The organism is Microlunatus ginsengisoli (genome assembly GCF_039537205.1).
GTDB classification, from domain to species: Bacteria; Actinomycetota; Actinomycetes; order Propionibacteriales; family Propionibacteriaceae; genus Microlunatus; species Microlunatus ginsengisoli.
In genome coordinates, this window is record NZ_BAABAB010000009.1 from 179,564 (window position 1) to 197,226 (window position 17,663).

General features: G+C 67.5%; 12 protein-coding genes, 1 tRNA gene and 1 pseudogene. 4 read left to right on the top strand and 10 right to left on the bottom strand.

Going from position 1 to position 17,663, the window contains the following annotated elements; genetic code table 11:
* Nucleotides 1-112: 112 nt before the first annotated feature.
* Both ABD747_RS07180 and ABD747_RS07185 read right to left on the bottom strand, forming a co-directional pair.
* Nucleotides 113-1,153, bottom strand: coding sequence for a 2-oxoacid:ferredoxin oxidoreductase subunit beta (locus ABD747_RS07180; protein ID WP_344802882.1), 1,041 nt, complete (start codon nucleotides 1,151-1,153; stop codon nucleotides 113-115).
* A 125-nt stretch (nucleotides 1,154-1,278) separates the two neighbouring features.
* Nucleotides 1,279-3,210 carry a 2-oxoacid:acceptor oxidoreductase subunit alpha gene (locus tag ABD747_RS07185; RefSeq protein ID WP_425562496.1) on the bottom strand — a complete coding sequence of 644 codons (1,932 nt, stop codon included), beginning with the start codon at nucleotides 3,208-3,210 and terminating at the stop codon, nucleotides 1,279-1,281.
* 159 nt (nucleotides 3,211-3,369) lie between these two features.
* Between ABD747_RS07185 and ABD747_RS07190 the strand changes: the two genes are divergently transcribed.
* Nucleotides 3,370-3,579 carry a hypothetical protein gene (locus ABD747_RS07190; protein WP_344802846.1) on the top strand — a complete coding sequence of 70 codons (210 nt, stop codon included), beginning with the start codon at nucleotides 3,370-3,372 and terminating at the stop codon, nucleotides 3,577-3,579.
* An 18-nt stretch (nucleotides 3,580-3,597) separates the two neighbouring features.
* On the opposite strand, the gene ABD747_RS07195 is transcribed toward ABD747_RS07190, so the two are convergent.
* The 4 genes from ABD747_RS07195 to ABD747_RS07210 all read right to left on the bottom strand — a co-directional run bounded on the left by ABD747_RS07195 (nucleotide 3,598) and on the right by ABD747_RS07210 (nucleotide 6,851).
* On the bottom strand, nucleotides 3,598-5,172 hold the full coding sequence (locus tag ABD747_RS07195; RefSeq protein ID WP_344802848.1) for a beta-N-acetylhexosaminidase: 1,575 nt from the start codon (nucleotides 5,170-5,172) through the stop codon (nucleotides 3,598-3,600).
* A gap of 21 nt (nucleotides 5,173-5,193) precedes the next feature.
* Nucleotides 5,194-5,601: a VOC family protein gene (locus ABD747_RS07200; protein ID WP_344802850.1), complete on the bottom strand. Its 408-nt coding sequence runs from the start codon at nucleotides 5,599-5,601 to the stop codon at nucleotides 5,194-5,196.
* 253 nt (nucleotides 5,602-5,854) lie between these two features.
* Nucleotides 5,855-6,271, bottom strand: a complete 417-nt coding sequence (locus ABD747_RS07205; protein ID WP_344802852.1) for a YtxH domain-containing protein — start codon at nucleotides 6,269-6,271, stop codon at nucleotides 5,855-5,857.
* Between the two features lie 88 nt (nucleotides 6,272-6,359).
* Entirely contained in the window at nucleotides 6,360-6,851 is a 492-nt protein-coding gene (locus ABD747_RS07210) for a YajQ family cyclic di-GMP-binding protein (protein ID WP_344802854.1), read from the bottom strand.
* Between the two features lie 160 nt (nucleotides 6,852-7,011).
* On the opposite strand from ABD747_RS07210, the gene ABD747_RS07215 reads away from it, so the two are divergent.
* From ABD747_RS07215 to ABD747_RS07225, 3 genes are all read left to right on the top strand, one after another.
* A tRNA-Tyr gene (locus tag ABD747_RS07215) sits at nucleotides 7,012-7,093 on the top strand.
* A gap of 1,055 nt (nucleotides 7,094-8,148) precedes the next feature.
* Nucleotides 8,149-8,355 carry a hypothetical protein gene (locus ABD747_RS07220; RefSeq protein WP_344802856.1) on the top strand — a complete coding sequence of 69 codons (207 nt, stop codon included), beginning with the start codon at nucleotides 8,149-8,151 and terminating at the stop codon, nucleotides 8,353-8,355.
* A 54-nt stretch (nucleotides 8,356-8,409) separates the two neighbouring features.
* Nucleotides 8,410-9,402, top strand: coding sequence for a leucine-rich repeat domain-containing protein (locus ABD747_RS07225; RefSeq protein ID WP_344802858.1), 993 nt, complete (start codon nucleotides 8,410-8,412; stop codon nucleotides 9,400-9,402).
* 4 nt (nucleotides 9,403-9,406) lie between these two features.
* Here the strand turns inward: ABD747_RS07225 and ABD747_RS07230 are convergent, their stop codons facing one another.
* The 4 genes and pseudogenes from ABD747_RS07230 to ABD747_RS07245 all read right to left on the bottom strand — a co-directional run bounded on the left by ABD747_RS07230 (nucleotide 9,407) and on the right by ABD747_RS07245 (nucleotide 17,489).
* On the bottom strand, nucleotides 9,407-10,960 hold the full coding sequence (locus ABD747_RS07230) for a DNA/RNA non-specific endonuclease (RefSeq protein ID WP_344802860.1): 1,554 nt from the start codon (nucleotides 10,958-10,960) through the stop codon (nucleotides 9,407-9,409).
* 50 nt (nucleotides 10,961-11,010) lie between these two features.
* On the bottom strand, nucleotides 11,011-12,690 hold the full coding sequence (locus ABD747_RS07235; RefSeq protein ID WP_344802862.1) for a tetratricopeptide repeat protein: 1,680 nt from the start codon (nucleotides 12,688-12,690) through the stop codon (nucleotides 11,011-11,013).
* 1,504 nt (nucleotides 12,691-14,194) lie between these two features.
* Nucleotides 14,195-15,274 (bottom strand): annotated as a pseudogene (locus ABD747_RS07240) (IS110 family RNA-guided transposase); the annotation flags it as partial.
* 385 nt (nucleotides 15,275-15,659) lie between these two features.
* Complete coding sequence (locus ABD747_RS07245) at nucleotides 15,660-17,489, bottom strand: glycoside hydrolase family 2 protein (protein WP_344802864.1); 1,830 nt, start codon at nucleotides 17,487-17,489, stop codon at nucleotides 15,660-15,662.
* Nucleotides 17,490-17,663 lie beyond the last annotated feature (174 nt).

The window sequence follows — 17,663 nt, forward strand, 5'->3', positions numbered from 1 at the left end:
CCCCGGCCGGGCACCGCTGCCGCGATCCGGCACGGCTGTTCGCTCGGTCGGAAGTGAGAGCCGGGCGCTTCGCTACCCGACGCTCGCCGGTGTTGGTCCGGCTCGCGCCCGCTCAGTCGACCAACCAGGTGTCGCCGCCGGCGATCATGGCCTGCAGCGCCGCCTCGTCCGACGCCGTCTCGCCGGTCGCCAGGGCGACCTGCTCGCGAGCCAGGTCGTCGTACGCCGGTGCATCGACGTCGCGGAAGATCCCGATCGGTGCGCGGTGCAGCACGCCGTTGTCGGTGAGCCGGGACAGGCCGAATGCGAAGCTCGGGTCCTGGATGTGCGCGTCGTGCACGACCAGCGCGTCGACGCCGACATCATCCACCTCGGCCACGCTGAACTCACCGGTGCGTGGATCGCGGACGACTCCCAGGTGCCCGTCCGTGCCGAACCGGATCGGCTCGCCGTCGGTCAGCGGGATGATCGCGTCCGCGCTCGTGCCGGGGTCCTTGACTGCCAGGAACGCATCGTCGTTGAAGATCGGGCAGTTCTGATAGATCTCCACGAAGGACGTCCCGCGGTGCGCGGCGGCCCGGCGAAGCACCTCGGTCAGATGCTTGCGGTCGGAGTCGATGGTGCGCGCGACGAACGTCGCCTCCGCGCCGAGCGCCAGCGAAACCGGGTTGAACGGGTTGTCCAGCGAGCCCATCGGCGTCGACTTGGTCACCTTGCCGATCTCGGAGGTGGGGGAGTACTGACCCTTGGTCAGCCCGTAGATCCGGTTGTTGAACAGCAGGATGGTCAGGTTCACATTGCGCCGCAGCACGTGGATCAGGTGATTGCCGCCGATCGACAGCGCATCGCCGTCGCCGGTGATCACGAACACGGCGACGTCCTCCCGGGCCGTCGCGACGCCGGTGGCGATCGCCGTCGCGCGCCCGTGGATCGAGTGCATCCCGAACGAGTCGACGTAGTAGGGGAACCGCGACGAGCAGCCGATCCCCGAGACGATCACCGTGTTCTCCTTGCGGATGCCGAGTTCCGGCATGAAGCCCTGGAACGCGGCCAGCACGGCGTAGTCGCCGCAGCCCGGGCACCAGCGGACCTCCTGGTCGCTGGTGAAGTCCTTCCGGTTCAGCGGTTCGAGCGAGAGCGGGACGCCGGCGATCCCCGACCTGCGCTCGGTCTCCGAGGTGTGCTCCGAGCCGGCCGCAGGGCCGGTTCCGTTCGCGTGCCCTGAGCCCGCTGGAGCACCTTCCGCCAGCTGAGCACGTGTCGTTCCATTCAGGGCCGTCACGAGGACGTCACCTCCAGCGAGTCGATCTCGGTCTCCAGGTCGCGGGCCAGCTCGCTGAGCGAGATCGGCAGGCCGCGCACCCGGGAATAGCTGTGCACGTCGACCAGGAACTTGGCGCGCAACATCATCGCCAGCTGGCCGAGGTTCATCTCCGGCACGATCACCCGGTCGTACGACCGCAGGATCGCGCCGAGGTTTGCCGGGAACGGATTCAGGTGCCGCAGGTGGGTGTAGGCCACCTGGCGGCCGGCCTTACGGACCCGGCGGACGGCGGCGACGATCGGGCCGTAGGTCGAGCCCCAGCCGAGCACGAGCACCCGGGCATGAGTGCCGTCCGGGCCGGCCGGGTCGTCCACCACGAGATCGGGGATGTCGCGCACGATGCCGTCGATCTTGGCCTGGCGGGTCCTGACCATCTCGTCGTGGTTGGCCGGGTCGTAGCTCACGGCGCCGGTGTTCTTGGCCTTCTCGATGCCGCCGATCCGGTGCTGCAGCCCGGCCGTGCCCGGCTTCGCCCAGGGCCGGGCCAAGGTCTCGGGATCACGCAGGTAGGGCAGGAACTCGTCCTTGCCGGCCTTGTTGGTGGAGTTCGGCGCGGTCGCGAACTCGGGATCGATCGGCGGGATCGAGGAGAGGTCGGGCACATGCCAAGGCTCCGCCCCGTTGGCGATGTAGCCGTCGGACAGCACGATGACCGGGGTGCGGTACTTCACTGCGATCCGGACCGCCTCGATCGCGGTCGCGAAGCAGTCGGCGGGCGACTGGGCGGCCAGCACCGGCACCGGCGCCTCGCCGTTGCGGCCGTACATCACCTGGAGCAGGTCGGCCTGCTCGGTCTTGGTCGGCATCCCGGTGCTCGGCCCGGCGCGCTGGATGTCGCAGACGATCAGCGGCAACTCGGTCATCACCGCCAGCCCGATGGTCTCCGCCTTCAGGGCGACCCCGGGTCCGGAGGTAGTGGTCACCCCGAGGTGGCCGGCGAAGCTCGCACCGAGCGCGGCACCGACGCCGGCGATCTCGTCCTCGGCCTGGAACGTGGTCACGCCGAACCGCTTGTGCTTGCTCAGCTCGTGCAGGACGTCGGAGGCCGGGGTGATCGGGTAGGAGCCCAGGAACAGCGGCAGCTCGGCCTTCCGAGCCGCCGTGATCAGGCCGTACGCGAGGGCCAGGTTGCCCGAGATCTGCCGGTACTGCCCCGCCGGCATCGGGGCCGGGGCGACCTCGTAGGTCACCGCGAAGACCTCGGTGGTCTCGCCGAAGTTGTAACCGGTCTTGAACGCCGTGATGTTGGCGTCACGGATGGCCGGCTTGCTGGCGAACTTGGCGCCGAGGAAGTTGATCGTGCCCTCGGTCGGGCGGTGATAGAGCCAGGACAGCAGGCCGAGGGCGAACATGTTCTTCGCCCGCGCGGCGTCCTTGCGGGTCAACCCGAACTCCTTGACCGCCTCGACCGTCATCCCGGTCAGGTCGAGCGCATGCAGCTGGTAGTCCGCCAGCGAGCCGTCGGTCAGCGGGTCGGCGTCGTAGCCGACCTTGGCCAGGTTGCGCTTGGTGAAGTCCGCGGTGTCGGCGATGATCAGCCCGCCGCGCGGCAGGTCGGCGATGTTGGCCTTGAGCGCGGCCGGGTTCATCGCGACCAGCACGTCCGGTCGATCGCCGGGGGTCATGATGTCGTAGTTGGCGAAGTGCAGCTGGAAGCTGGACACACCCGGCAGCGTGCCCTGCGGAGCGCGGATCTCGGCCGGGAAGTTGGGCAGGGTCGAGATGTCGTTGCCGAAGACCGCCGAGTCGGCGGTGAACCGGTCGCCGGTCAGCTGCATACCGTCGCCGGAGTCCCCCGCGAAGCGGATGACGACGCGGTCGAGAGTCTGCACCTGCTGGGTCAAGACTGATCTTCCTTCCTCGTGCCTCCCCGACGTTCCGGTCACGAGGAGCTCCGGACCTCGAGCCGGGTCCGCTGTCGGGCCCGTGGTCGAGGCCGACCGGCGTCAGGGCCTCGTCCATGATAGGGCGCACTTACCGGGGAATATTCCCTGTCCAAGCGCTGACCGAGAGGTTTCTCACCCATGGCGTGGCAGGCTGGGCTGATGAGCGAGCAGCCTGGCGGCACCGATCCGGACGACGAGCGGGTCGAGGACCGGGCCGAGCTGCTCCCCGAGGAGCGCGCCGCGGGCAGCGCCGATCCCGAAGCGCAGGCGGCGGCGATCCTGGCGGAGTCGGACGAGCGGGTGGCCGATCCGGAGGGGACCGGCGCCACGTCCACCCAAACGATTTCCAGCCGGCCCGAGCCCGCCTGAGCCGCCCTCAGCCGACGGCTACCCGGGCTGCTCGGGGCTCGGATCCTGCTGCTCGGCCAGCCGGCGGCGGTGTCCGGTTCCGCCGCGTTGCCAGGGGCGCGGTCCTTCCTCCGGGCGGAAGCCGACACCGAGCATGTCCAGCCGCTCGAGGTGGGCGGCGAGCCGGGGCCCGAACTCCTCCCAGCTCCGTCCGGTCGGGTCGGACCAGGCGACCTCGGCCAGGGCGCAGGCTCGCGGGAACGCCGTGTAATCCAGGTCGCGCGGGGTGGGCTGGTACTCCGTCCACAACTGGCCCTGGACGCCGAGGACGTGCCCGGAGACCTCTGCCGGCACTCCGTCCAGTGGATCGAACGCGTACACCGTCGGCGTGGTCACCAGGCCACCGATCCGGTACGGCTCGTCGTCCCGGTCGCTGGGGTAGTAGTCGAGGTACGTCCGGCGGGTCGGGGCCATCACGACGTCCATCCCGTGCTCGGCGGCCCGGACGCCGTGGGCGGCTCCGCGCCACGCCATCGCCACCGCGCCGGGCACGGGCCCGTCTTCCGCGATCTCGTCCCAGCCGACCGCGATCCGGCCGCGCTCGGCCAGCCAGCCGCGGAGCTGGTCGGTGAACCAGCGCTGCAGGTGTCCGGGCCCGTCGAGTCCTCGCTCGGCCGCCAGTTCCGCGGCGCGGGGACTGGCCAGCCACTCCGCCGACGGGCACTCGTCACCGCCGATGTGGACGTACCGGCTCGGGAAGACGTCGAGCAGCTCGGAATAGAGCGCGAAGACCATCGCCATCGTCTCGTCGTCCAGGCTCAGCACCTCCTCGAAGACGCCGAACGTCGTGGCCGGCTCGTAGCCGGTCTCCGGGTGGTTGCCGAACTCCGGGTAGGCGGCCAGCAGGGCGCTGACGTGGCCGGGGAACTCCAGCTCCGGCACGATCGTGACGCCGCGCTCCGCGGCGTAGCCGACCAGCGCACGGAGCTGGTCTTGGCGATAGAACCCGCCGTGCGGCGTGCCGTCTCCGTGCTGCTCGGCCGGCCGCCGGGTCTCCCGGCGCCAGCTGCCGATCTCCTGCAGCCGGGGAAATCGCCGCGACTCGAACCGCCAGCCCTGGTCGTCGGTCAGATGCAGGTGGAACACGTTGAACTTGTGCAGCGCGAGCAGGTCGACGAAACGGAACAGATCGGACAGCGGCACGAAGTGCCGCCCGGTGTCCAGGTGCATGCCCCGCCAGCCGAAGCATGGCCGGTCCTCGATCTGTACGGCCGGCAGCGTCAGCGGCCGGACTCGACTGCCGGGCAACAGCGCGGCGGCGGGGAGCAGCTGGCGCAGGGTCTGGACGGCCCAGCCGACGGCGCCCGGGTCCGCGGCGAATATCTCGATCCGCTCCGGCGTGACGCTCAGTCGATAGCCCTCGGCGGGCAGCGCGGCGTCCAGCCCGACGGCGATCCGGCCGTCGGCGGCCAGCGGCAGGTCGAGCCCGCTGCCGGGGCCCAGCAGCCGTCGCACGATCGCGGCCAAGTCGGCCGGGCCGGCGATCTGGTCGTCCTCGGCGAAGGTGAACGAGCCGGCGGTGGCGCGGACGGCGGAGGGCTTGGGCAGCAGCACCCGGTCACCCTAGTCGGCTGGTCAGCACGTGGGCGGGCCTTGGCCGGCGGCCACCTCGGCGAGACTGCGCAGGATGCAGAACTCGTTGCCTTCGGGATCGGCCAGGACGACCCAGCCCAGGCCGTCGGAGGTGCGCCTGTCGTCGACCTCGGTGGCCCCGAGCGCGCGCAGCCGGTCGAGCTCGAGGTCGCGAGCGTCCGCGACCGGACGCAGGTCCAGATGCAGCCGGTTCTTGACAGCCTTCTCCTCCGGCACCCGGATGAACAACAGCTTGGTGACCCGATCGGCGGACTGGATCAGGCACTCCTCGTGCTCGGGAAGGTTCGGGTCGTCGGGATCCTCGGCGAAGTCGAGCACGTCGCTCCACCAGCGCGAGAGAGCGTACGGATCGCGGGCGTCGATCGTGACGTGACTGATGAAGCTGACCATGAGGTCCATCCGACACGGGGGTGGTGGCCTTGTCGAGCGGGTTTCGCCCGCGGTGGCGCCGCACGAACCCGAAAACCCGTCCCTCGTTGATGCGCCACCGGCGCGGCCGCCGTGCCCTGCGCGGGGGACCGGCGGACGAGGGTCGATTTCTCGGGTTCGCGAGCACACACACGCTGAGCGCGTCAGGCCCGCTCGGGAAGGTACGAGCGTTGGGGCGGTCGGCCGATCGGTCGACCGCCCGACGCGAGCGAGGTCAGGACTGCAGGTCGGCCTTTTCGTCCACCGCGGCGGAGGCGTCGCCGGCGGCGTCTTGGGCCGGATCCGCCGGCTCCGCTGCCGCGTCCTGGGTCGTCGCTGCGGCATCCTGAGCCGCCGCGGCCGCAGCTGCGACGCCGCTCGCCGCGGTGTCCTCGTCGTCGCCGTCCAGCTTGTCCTTCACGCTGTCGACCAGTCCGGAGGCCTTCGCCTTCGCCGATTCGAACACCTCCGACGCAGTGTTCGTGCCGTCGTCGTTGGTGTCGAGCTTGTCCTTGACGTCGTCGACGACACCCGTCGCCTTGTCCTTGACGTCACCAGCGACATCGCCGGCCTTGTCGGCCAGGTCGCCGGCCTTGTCCTTGACGTCTTCGAAGACGTCCTTGAGCTTGTCCTTGATCTCGTCGAGGCCCATAACGCATCCCGTCTGGTCGGCTCACACTTCTCGTCGTGCGATCTCGCGCTCATCCTAGGGATCGGCGCGCGTGGCCGGCGCGAACGGCTCAGCGATAGTTGGTGAACTGCACCGCGAAGTCGTAGTCCTGGTTCTTGATCAGGGCCTGGACGGCCTGGAGATCGTCGCGGCTCTTGCTGCTCACCCGCAGCTCGTCGCCCTGGATCTGGCTCTTCACGCCCTTCGGGCCCTCGTCGCGGATCAGTTTCGCGACCTTCTTGGCGTTCTCCTGACTGATCCCCTCGGTGGTCGTCGCGGTGATCTTGTACAGCTTGCCCGAGCTCCGCGGCTCGCCCGCATCCAGCGACTTCAGACTCACCCCGCGGCGCACCAGCTTCGACTCGAACACGTCCAGCACTGCCTTGACCCGCTCCTCGGAGTTGGCCTCCAGCTCGATCGCCTCGCCGGACCAGCGGATGCTCGCGTCGGTGTTCTTGAAGTCGAACCGCTGCCGCACCTCTTTCGCGGCCTGGTTCAGCGCGTTGTCGACCTCCTGCCGGTCGACCTTGCTGACGATGTCGAACGAGCTCTCCGATGCCACCGCGTCACTCCGTTCCGGTCGGGTCCATCGTGCCGATTCTGCCGCACCGCCCGCCGACCGGTCGTCGCGGCCACCCGGTTCGCCGCCTGGGCAATGTGGGCTGACGCGCCGCCGCGAGGTGCTATTGTTTCCAGTCGCTGCCGGGCTAGCCCGGCAGCACGGCAGGTTGCCCGAGTGGCCAAAGGGAACGGTCTGTAAAACCGTCGGCATCGCCTACGTTGGTTCGAACCCAACACCTGCCACAGAAGAAGAAATGGGCCGTGACAAGGTAGTTTGCTGGCATGGCTCCGTGCGGGGTCGGTGCCGGGCTGGCGATTGTGCCCCGGAAGCCGGGGCAGCAGGGGTTCAGCGAGTGCCCGGTCCATTCCGCCGGTGCCGGGGAACAGGTCGTCGAGTTGGTCGTCGTCGGTGTCGCCGAGGAGATCGAGGATCCAACGGTTGAAGGCGGAGGGTTTCGCGCCGATGAAGCCGAGATGGCGCGTGGGTGGTGACCAGAGGCTCGCGGGTGCGTTCGCCGATGTCGGTGTTGTGCCGTGTGGTTCGGTAGATGACCGGTTCCAGACGCGGTCGATATCCGGACGCCTTTGCGGGCTGAGCCGGCGAAGGGTTTGTCCCAGGCGGCGACGAGGGAATCGGTTGGGCAGGCGGGCAGTTGCCAGGTGAGATCGGCGGAGCGGGTGGACAGCGCCCAGCCGTCCGGGTAGCGCTCGACCAGCCGGCCGATCAGGTCGAGGTGCGTGGATCGCTCGTCCCATTCGGGATGGCCGTAGTAGCGCGCGCCGCAACGAAAGTACGGCGGGTCCGCAGCGCGAAACGAGCCATTTGTATCCACCTCGACAGCCGGCGAGAGTTGATCAGGTGCGACCACTCCCGACCAGGCTCGCGAACACCGGCGGAGATCGATAGGCCACGCGACGGACATGTCGGGCACAGGGCAGGCCGCGCCCCGAGTCGGGCCCCGCCTCGGCGAGACCGTCTATGGGCCCGGTGTCGCGGCCTGCCCGTGCCAGGCGGAAGACCCCTGGGGCGAGATTCTCGACGGCGAGGGATCAGTGGGGCTCGCCGGAGAAGGTCGGTCCGCCGTGTCACCCAGGGGGTTGCGGTGTTTGGCGGAGCTGGTCGGACGGGATCCAGCTGATCTCGCCGTTCGGGCCGCGGACTGCGCCGATCCACTCGCCTCGGTCGCGGACCCAGGCGATCAGGTCGCCGCGCTGAGCAGGGAACGGTCTGGGAGCCGGTGCCGGTGTTGTCGGTGTAGCAGGACGACACGGTCCAGCTCGGTGACATCTCCTCGGCTGTGGTTGTCGAGGATCCGCGGATCGTCGAGGACGAGTTCGACCACGCCGAGGTCGTCAGGCTGGTGATCGACGTCGACGGTGGTGAAGAAGGCGTGGACCTCAGCGAGGACGATCTCGTGTACCGACTGGTGGCCGCTAAGCGGGGGTCTTCGGACGGGCCCATCGTCGTGGAGGACCCTGACGGCAACCCGGTCGGCCTGTGCTGACCAGTAGGCTCGAAATGTGCCGTGCGCTACTTTGGGCCTTGGACGTTGAGCGGGATGGATGCCGCCAATGCTGAGGCGCGGCGCAGGATCGATGATGCGCGGGCCCGGCGTGCGACGGATCTCGACTGCTCGATCCTGGGTCTCACCAAGGTTCCAGAGAGCCTCTTCGACCTCACCGAGTTGCGATCGTTGAACCTGAGCAGCAACAGCCTCGATTCTCTGCCGGAAGCTGTGGCGAAGCTGCGGCACCTCGAGAATCTCAACATTTCTCGAAACGAGTTCACGTCGTTGCCGGAGGGCGTAGTTGCGCTCGTTCAACTCCAAACGCTCTATGCGGGCGACAACCAGATTCAGAGGCTCCATGGCGGAGTCGGCAGTCTGAACGCGTTGCGTGTCCTCGATCTGACCCGCAATCAGTTGTCGGCTCTGCCGGCGGGAGTCGACGGGCTGACCGAACTTACCCGCCTGTACGTCGGTGGCAATCGGCTGGGGAGCTGGCCGGCATCGATCGAATCTCTCCTCCCGAGGTTGGAAGGGCTGGATCTCGGTGACAACGGGATCGGTACGATTCCGGGCGAGATCGCGCTGCTTGGTCATGCGGACACCCTGCGACTGAGCGGTAACCAGCTGACGGAACTGCCTGCGCAGATCGGACAACTGAATCGTCTCCAGGTGCTTTATGTGGCCGGGAACCGGTTGCGGACACTCCCGGACGAGCTCTGGCAGCTGGTGGAGCTCCGGGTGCTCGACGTCGCCGAAAATCGACTTGCCCGCCTCCCGATTGGCCTCGGTCGTCTGCGCCAATTGCAGTCGTTGTCCGTCGCCGGAAACCTACTGACCAGTCTGCCCCCAGAGATCGGCGAACTGGGGCAACTTGAGTCGCTCGACGGCAGCCGCAATCGGCTCCGGTCGCTGCCCACCGAAATGGCGACCATCCGATTGCGGAAGTTGGATCTGATCGGCAACGACTTTCCGGGCGTGCCGGAGGAGGTCTTCGACTTGCCGCCGGCGCGGACGATCGAGTTCATCCTCGGACACCAGCGGTGAGCCGCTACTGATAGAACGCGTCAATTGTCTGGGGTAGGACGTTCTTGGCGGTCACCGGGCCGCCGGCGATGGCGCCGCCTCCTCCGGTGGGGGTCGCGGTCCAGGTGGCATCGAACTGAATCGGCACGTTGGCATCCTCGAAGACCCAGAGCGCGTGGTTGTCCTTCAGCCGTTGATCGACGTTGGTGGCAAGTTCTTTCGGGTGGGCGTTGACCGCTTCCTCAATGGCTTCCCAAGCGTCGCTGCCCGGGGCGTACGCAACTTTGTTGGCGATCATCTTCTTCTTGGTCTTCGTGTGGGACGGTGCCCCTCCCAGTTGGGTGAGTGCGAGGTTGTAGGCAACCTGGACATTGTTCAACTTGCCGATTTGGTTCGCACGACCATGTGCGCCATAGACCACTTTCACCTCATACTCGACCTTGCTGATCAAGGGGACGGGTGCCTGCATCATTGCCTGATAGCCCAACATCGGCGCCTCGGCGCCGAATCGGTGTTGCCAGTTAGCGTGGTTGGCTCCCCAGTTCCCCTTCGCCACGTTGGTCAGCGGCGCGAGGTTGTAATCGAGACCGGGGCCGCCGAGCGTGTCGTGCAGCAGATGCCCCCGGACGAAGACGGAGCTCAGGTCCTTTTGCCTCCGCTTGCGGAGGCGGTTCCAGTCCCCCGCCCAGGTCGACGGAGCCGAGCCGACGATGGCGGTGCCACCGGCCGGAGTCGGAAGCAAGGTTGCCTTCATCCAGGTCGCGAAACCTTGGGCATTTGTGGGCCCGTAGTTGAAGGTGCTGTGCTGTGCCCCGGCGGGTTTGACACCCAGAAACGCGCGGATGGTGTCCATTTCGCCCACATACGCCGGCTTGAGTCCGGCGGCCGGGATCGTCGTTAACGCCATGGCGGGATTCGCCACCCGGTCACCGGCGAAGTCCAGCTTGGCTGCTGCGGCCGTCGCCGCATTCCACTTCGCCTTCTTGGGGAGCCCGTGCTGGATCCGGTAGGCGTCGATGTAGTTGAACCAGTTGTTGTTGTGCTGCCGCTGGACCGTGATCGGTTGGACCGTCGGGCCGCCCGGAGACGGCGCGTGGTGGTCCGCCCCTGGGCGGTGCTGAAGCGGCGGAGGCGAGTCTTCGCGTAGCCAGCCGTGGTCCCCGTTGCGCCTATACCTTTCCGTCGGCGCTGACCTCTGTGCGGGCTTGCCCGGACGTGCGGGCTGCCATCCGATCGGGAGCGGCCCAATGGTCTTCGCCGGGGATGGTGAGGAAGCGGCCGCCATTCGGCGGACGAGGACGGTCTCATCGGTGCGGCCAAGGCTGGTGCCGATCGTCTCCTTCGTCAGGCTCGCGCGGACCGGTGACGGCCCGGTGTTGGCCGCGACAATGCGGCCGACGGCCCGGTTCCCGACCGCAGCTTGAAGCGCGAGAATGGCGGGTGCGCCAAGGTAGCCGGCGGCGAACGGGGTGGTACGGGTCCCCCCGGGAAGCTGCTTCGGGGGAACGGCGTCTTCGGCTCGGCGTGACTGGCCGGTCCGAGCCTTGGCAGCTTCCTCCGGCCGAGCGTTCTCGGTCAAGTCCGTCCTCCTTCCTTCCGCCCGGTGGTCAGCGCTGCCAACTGTTTCGGCTAGAGCGCTCGCCGGTTTCGTTCGGCCAGGATCGCGATCCGGAGACTGCGCGCGGCGTCGGAGTGAGGGTCGAGCCGCAGAGCTTCCTCGACCCGTTCCAATGCCAGTTCGAGGTCCCGCATCGCGTAATGGCAGGCGGCCAGGTTGTAGGCGGTGCCTGGTTCTAGCCCGCCGATCGCGATCGACTCCCGGAAGAAGTCAATCGCCTCCGCGTAATACCGCATCTGATAGAGAAGAGCTCCGAGCTGGAAGGCGAGGTCGTAGCTTTCCCCGATCGGTAGAAAGTGATCCCAGACGCGCCGGATCGCACCGAAGATCTCCTGCTTCTCGACCTTGGACAGCTCTGGAGCGGCCTGCAGGAGCACCGGCAGGTTGACTGCGAGAATCGTCTCGTCCCACCTGCTCAGCCGGAGTTCCGCCATGAGGCGGCCGACGTCCAGGGCGCCGGTTCGCTGGTCCGGATCGCCGATCACGCTGTACAGGTCGTCGGGACCGAAGTCATCGATCGCATCCGCGTAGGCCAGGCGGGTCTCGGGATGACCGTCCGAGCTGCCGCCGAGCGCGCACGCCGAGACGTTGAGATTCTCGTGCCGATGGCCGGGATGAAAGGCGTCGCCGCCAAGGTTGGTGAAGTGCTCGCCGATCAGCCGGTAGTCCACCATCATCGAGAAACACCCGGTGCCGTGCAGCGTGATCCCGGGCGTGCCGTATCCCAAGAGCAGCGCCTCGTCCTCGCTGAAACCCTTGTCGGCCGACAGCAGGAGCAGGCGATCGCCGGCGAGACGCCGGAAGGTGTCGATCGTGTCCAGGGCGGCTACCGGAAACAGGAGTGCCGAGTCGGCCAGCCGTGCACGGCAGCCGTCCAGTAGGCGATTCCAACTCGGATCGCCGTAGTAGGCGGCGAACACAGGAGTGTAGTGATACGTCAGTTCCAGCTCCGGCAGAACCGTCAGACCGTCCTGATCGAGGCCGGGTCGGCCGTACGGCGAGGAAATGGAGACCGCTATCTCGTCGAGGCGACCATCCTTCACGTGGAACGAGTCCTGAGCAATGCTGTCGAAGACGTAGTTCGCGATCAGGACCAGTGGGTTGCCGATCGCATCCGTACCGAGCGTCCGACCGCTGTTGACGAGCCGCAGTTCGCGGTCACGACCCGCGTCAAACGGGGCGAAGTCGAGGACACCGTCGCGCACGAACGGCTGCAGCCGTGGGTGGGCCTGGAGGAACTCCAGGTTGCGTTCGCTGACATCGGTCATCACGAACGTGACGGGTTGCTCGGCGAACGGCGTCTGAGCAAGCTGTCGGGAGAGACGCTTGAGGAACCGGTACCCGAAGCGGCCGTGGCCGGCGCCTAGTTCGACAATGTAGAACGGCTCGGCCGGATCCAACCCGGTGCCCGCGCCGCAGTCCCGCATGTATCCGGTCACCATCTTGGCGTAGGCATGCGCAATGTAGGGGGTGCTGGTGATGTGGAAGGGGATGAGCCCGGTGCTCCACGCTTCGACGCCTTGCTGCTGGTAGAACCGCCGTTGCAGGTCCCAGAGCAGTGAGCGCGAGAGCCGTTCCGGGCCGGCGAGCGTGCCCTTCTTTTGGCTGGTGATCGCCACTTCCGTCGGCCCGTCCGGTTCCTCACCATCGACCGCCGCCGGCGGCTTCGCTACGAGGGTGGTGTGTGCCATGCGATCCAGCCTGCCACCTTTTGCCGAGGGTCGTAACAACGGGTGGGTGCAGACGGGAACTGGTCCGAGGCAAGACAGGGAGGGCCCAAGCCAGGTAGACGGGGACGAACGACGACGTCAGGCCCGGCAGGGGAGCGATCGTGCACCGCGGGAACGGTGGCTGCGGAATGTGCCTCCGGATCGGCGGGAGGCCGAGATCCAGGACTTCACCGCGGCACGATCTTGAGGCCGGCGCGATCGGCGTGCTCGCCGAGCACGCTCGGAGCCGGCCGATGCGTTGAACGCGTTCGTGATGCTGCTCGACCCGGCCCGCACGTTCGGGGTGGAACCCGGACTGGAGCATCTGTTCGAGGTCGCCGAAGGCATCCCGGACGCTCCATCGCGGGTGCGGTGTCGTGGAGTGCGATCGGCGGCCGGGATCCGCTGGTCAAGCTCAAAACTCCCGCTGACCCAGCCGTGAGGAGGACATTGCCTAAAGCTGACACGAAACATGCCGCGCGGCTCGAAGAACGACCCTACGCTGATCAGGTCGCCCGGACCCCCGAGCCGAGCGTCAGACCAGCCCCCGGCACAGGACAGAACGGGAGGACGGTCGGCCGGCGCTGAATAGCACGAAGGACAATCCCGCCGACCTTCGACGGCCAGCATCAGCCGGGTGAACCAAGGAGCCGCGGCAATCTGAATCCCCGACCAGACTTCCGCGGCCCTCACGTTCGAGACGACCACACCGGGCGTCCCTGGGTGAAGGAGACCGCAGCGAATGCTACCCCGGTGAAGATCTCGATACTGGACTACTACGAGTTCCACCCCGGCCGACCGGGGGTGAGCCAGTCGCACACGCGGCCTGGGTCGAGCTGGTCGCGCGTGGATCGGCGAAGAGCTTCTGGACTAAGGGTGAAGCCACACTCACCCTGGGGGACCTGAAGCCTTGAGCTTGCACGTCTGACTGCTCCGGGGGTCGGGTCCCGGGTCAGGCGCAGGGTGGTGTAGAGGTCGGTTTCCGTCCTCGACCTCGCCGGAATCGGCACGGTCCTCGACCTCGAGGCCCAGAAGCACGCACTTCACGCAAGCCATCAGGCCAGCCAGGATCGGGGATTGTCCGAACACGCGGAGCGCGAGGTCGAATGCAGTCGATCGACGGGGTGAGTCCGGACCGGGGCCTGTTGCTGCTGGCGTACCGTTCGGTCCGCCACGATGGAACTGTGCGGGCCGGTTCGTGATCTGCCGCCTGCGGTGTCGATCGGGAAGATCACCTGGACCCGTGTGTGTCAGGGCCGGGTCAGCCCGGGATCAGACCGCGTGTTCGGGCCGACGCGAACACCCTGCCGGCCGAGGCGGGGAGCCGGCCCGGGCCGCCGTTCTCCCGCCAGGTTTCGGTGCGTCCGCTCTTGACCAGCGAGCGGGGTGCGATGCAGCGGTGGCCGGCCCGGGTGGCCTGCAGCGTGTTTGATCAACTGGCCGGCGTACTTGTTCGGGGCGAGCCGGACCTGCAGGATCTGAGCGTCCTTTTTGATCTTCGCCAGCGCCTTCTCATTCGAGACGACGGCGATCCCGTAGACGTGGGCGTCGGGATACCACATCTGCGTTTGAGGTGTTTGTTGCAGCTGCGGGGTGGGTGTTCGCCGCGGATCGAGCTGCCGGACCGACTAGTGACCGGGGCGAGGCCGGCGTAGGCGGCGAGATGTGCGGCGCTGGGGAATGAGCTGGCGTCGCCGACCTCGAGGAGGATCCGGGCTGCTGTCCTGACCCCGACGCCGGGCATCGAGGTCAGGACGGCGGCAAGAGGGTGGGCATCGAGAACTTGTTCCACTTGGGCCGCGAGTTGGGTGTGTTGGTCGAGTGTTTCGCGCAACGACACTGCCAGCAGCGGGAGCACGGTCTCGGCCGCTGTGGTTCCGGGCACGGTGACGGTCGGCTGGTCGAGCGCGGCGATGATCTGTCGACGAGATCGGCGGCTCCTCTGGGGTTGGCTTTGCGGGTGGTTGCCAGGAGCCGCCCTCGGCCAGCCTTCCGCAGCCCCGCCGGTCCTCCGTAGCGGGCCAGGAGTGCGCGCACTGCCTTGGTGGTGATGCGGGGCCGATGACACGTTCCAGCGCAGGATGGATCTGGGTGAGCAGTCCACGGATCCGGTTCGTCAGGCGGGTCGCTTCCGCGGCCAGGTCGTCGTCGAACCCGATCAGCACCTTCAGCTCGGCGAGAGCTTCCTCGCCGACGTCGACCCGGCGCGGGGTGTGGGGAAGGGTTCGGGCGGCGTCGGCGATGACGTAGGCGTCGCGAGCGTCGGTCTTGGCCGACCCGGGCTGCAGATCGGCGATCCGACGCATCGCCAGACCCGGGAGGTAGGCCACCTCGAGTCCGAGGGCACGGGCCACGGCGATCGGCAGCGCGCCGATCGTGTTGGGCTGATCGACCACGACCAGCACCCGTCCGTGTTCGGTCAGCCGACCGAACAGGTCCCGCAGCCGGCTTTCGTCCTGCGGCAGCGGCGCGTCGAAGAGCCGGTTGCCCTGGTAGTCCAGGGCGCACGCGTGGTGTGCCTGTTGCCCACATCCAGACCGCAGAACGCCTCGTACTGATCGGCCACTCAGCAACCCCCATTCTCAGGATCGAGAGCGATCACGGTGCGGCGTCAGCTGCCGGGAGCCACGTGACGAAGAGACCGCGACATGTGCGCGGCCAGGTCCCTATCAGCGGTCGGCCAACGCCACCAGACCCGGCAACAGCACCCCCCGGATCATCGACGACAGGGGCAGTAAGTCATACCGGGTCCAGTGACACAGCTCCCCGCCCAGGAGAGCCACCAGGAAGGTAACGGGGCCAATTTTCAGCGGCTGTGACACGCAACGCCGGCTCCTTCACTGCGGCATCAATCTTCTTCGGCATGGCGCAGATCCTTCCTCTCCAAGTCAGAAAGGAGCGGCATCAAACCCGTGTCGGTTCACCGATCGGCTGTCGTCGGCTGTAGTGGTTCAGGAAGCGATCGTGAATGTTTCGTAGGCGGCGGTGCGTTGTTGTGCCGTGCTGATCCGGTCGACGTCGAGTTTGGTGGTGCGATCGAAGCGGTAGATGCCGTTCTGCTCCTGGAAGACGTCGGTGAGTTGGGTGTAGCAATAGCCGAACATGGCCGGGTTGTCGAGGAGCACCGAGACCAAGCCGTCGAAACGATCATGGAACTCGCCGAGGTCGGCGACCCGTTGTCCGTAGCCCCAGGATCCCGAGCCGGTATTGTCGACGCCGTCGCGATCGAGCTGGTCCGGGTTCCACCAGATCCCGCCGAACTCGCTGACCATGTACGGCTGGCCGGCGTACGGGAGCGAGAACTCACTTTCGCCGCGTCTGTTCCGGTACGGGTCGCCGTCCGCCAGCCCGGCCTGGTTGGTGGCGAATCGTTCGGGATCCTGCTCGTAGTCGTGGCTGTCCCAGACCTCGGTCTCGGCCACCCGATGACTGTATCCGGACGCGTCCAGCACAGGCCTGGTCGGGTCGGCGGCCTTGGTGGCGAGCCACATGCCGCGCGTTACGTCGTCGAGCTGAGTGATCTTGTCGTGCAGGACCTGATGGGTCTCGTTGAGCGGACACCAGCCGATGATGGCGGTGTGGTTCCGGTCCCGGCCGAGGACCTCCAGCCACTGGGTGACGTAGGCGGCGGTCGGCTGCTGGTTGTCGGTGGTATCGCCGTTGATCCGGGCACCCCAGTCGCCGAACTCGCCCCAGACCAGATAGCCGAGCCGGTCAGCATGGTAAAAGAACCGTTCCTCGAACACCTTCTGATGGAGCCGGGCACCGTTGAATCCGGCCGCGAGCGAGAGCTCGATGTCGGTGCGGAGCGCGGCGTCGGTCGGGGCGGTCATCAGGCTGTCCGGCCAATAGCCCTGGTCGAGGACGAGGCGCTGGAAGACCCGCTCGCCGTTGATCAGGATCCGCCGCCCGTCGATCGTCACTGACCGTAGTCCGGTGTAGCTCTCCACGCGGTCGACGAGCGTGCCGCCGGCGTCGCAGAGCTCGAGGCGCAGTTCGTACAGATGGGGGTCGGACGGTTGCCAGACCCGGCGCCGGTCCTCCGGCACGGTCAGGGCGACGGTCGGTGACCGGTCCAGGTCGACCCTGGTCGAGGCGCGGGTGATCTCGCCGGCCGCATCGGACAAGATCCCGGTCGCGGTCCAGCCGGGGCGGCTCGCCGACACCGGCAGCTCGACGGTGAACGCCCCGGCGCCGAGCTGCGGCACCACCCGACCCCGTCGCAGATGCACACTCGGCACGGCCTCCAACCACACCGTCTGCCAGATCCCCGTGGTCCGGGTGTAGACGCATTCGTGGTTGGCGTAGCACCGGGACTGCTTCCCGCGGGCCTGCACGGCGTGGATCGTGTCGCGGGCCCGGACCACGATCGTCGCCTCAGCCGAACCCGCTAGGGCGTCGGTGATGTCGAAGTCGAAGGAGGAGAATCCGCCGCGGTGACGCCCAACCTCCACATCGTTCACCCACACGGTCGTGTCGTGGTCGACCGCGCCGAAGTGCAACAGCACCCTCCGACCCGCCCAGTCCGCCAGGATCGGTGCCGTACGGCGATACCAGACAGCCTCCATGAAATCGGTGTTCCCCACCCCGGACAACGCGCTTTCCGGGCAGAATGGCACCGTGATCCGGTCCGACAGCGGGCGGGTGCGGAGCCCGCGCTCCAGACCGCTGTCGCCGTGGTCGATCTCGAACTCCCACGTCCCGTTCAAACAGAGCCACGACGATCGGAAGAACTGTGGGCGGGGATGCTCCGGACGCGGAATGGACTCGCTGGATGGCATGAGGACAGGTGCTCCTGACAAGGTTGGAGGTCGGGTCGGAATCACTTTGGATACGGTCGGTAAACTAGGCACCTCACGGCGCACGTTGCCGATCAGGTGGGTGTTATGCCGACGTCGGCATAACACCCATTATGCCGATCTGATGGTTATGCCGACGTGGTCGCGGGATCGCTT

Bases quoted from the DNA above. Each gene is read 5' to 3' on its own strand.
- ABD747_RS07190 (WP_344802846.1), top strand. From the start codon at position 3,370: ATGAGCGAGCAGCCTGGCGGCACCGATCCGGACGACGAGCGGGTCGAG.
- ABD747_RS07200 (WP_344802850.1), bottom strand. From the start codon at position 5,601: ATGGTCAGCTTCATCAGTCACGTCACGATCGACGCCCGCGATCCGTAC.
- ABD747_RS07205 (WP_344802852.1), bottom strand. From the start codon at position 6,271: ATGGGCCTCGACGAGATCAAGGACAAGCTCAAGGACGTCTTCGAAGAC.
- ABD747_RS07225 (WP_344802858.1), top strand. From the start codon at position 8,410: ATGGATGCCGCCAATGCTGAGGCGCGGCGCAGGATCGATGATGCGCGG.
- ABD747_RS07235 (WP_344802862.1), bottom strand. From the start codon at position 12,690: ATGGCACACACCACCCTCGTAGCGAAGCCGCCGGCGGCGGTCGATGGT.
- ABD747_RS07245 (WP_344802864.1), bottom strand. From the start codon at position 17,489: ATGCCATCCAGCGAGTCCATTCCGCGTCCGGAGCATCCCCGCCCACAG.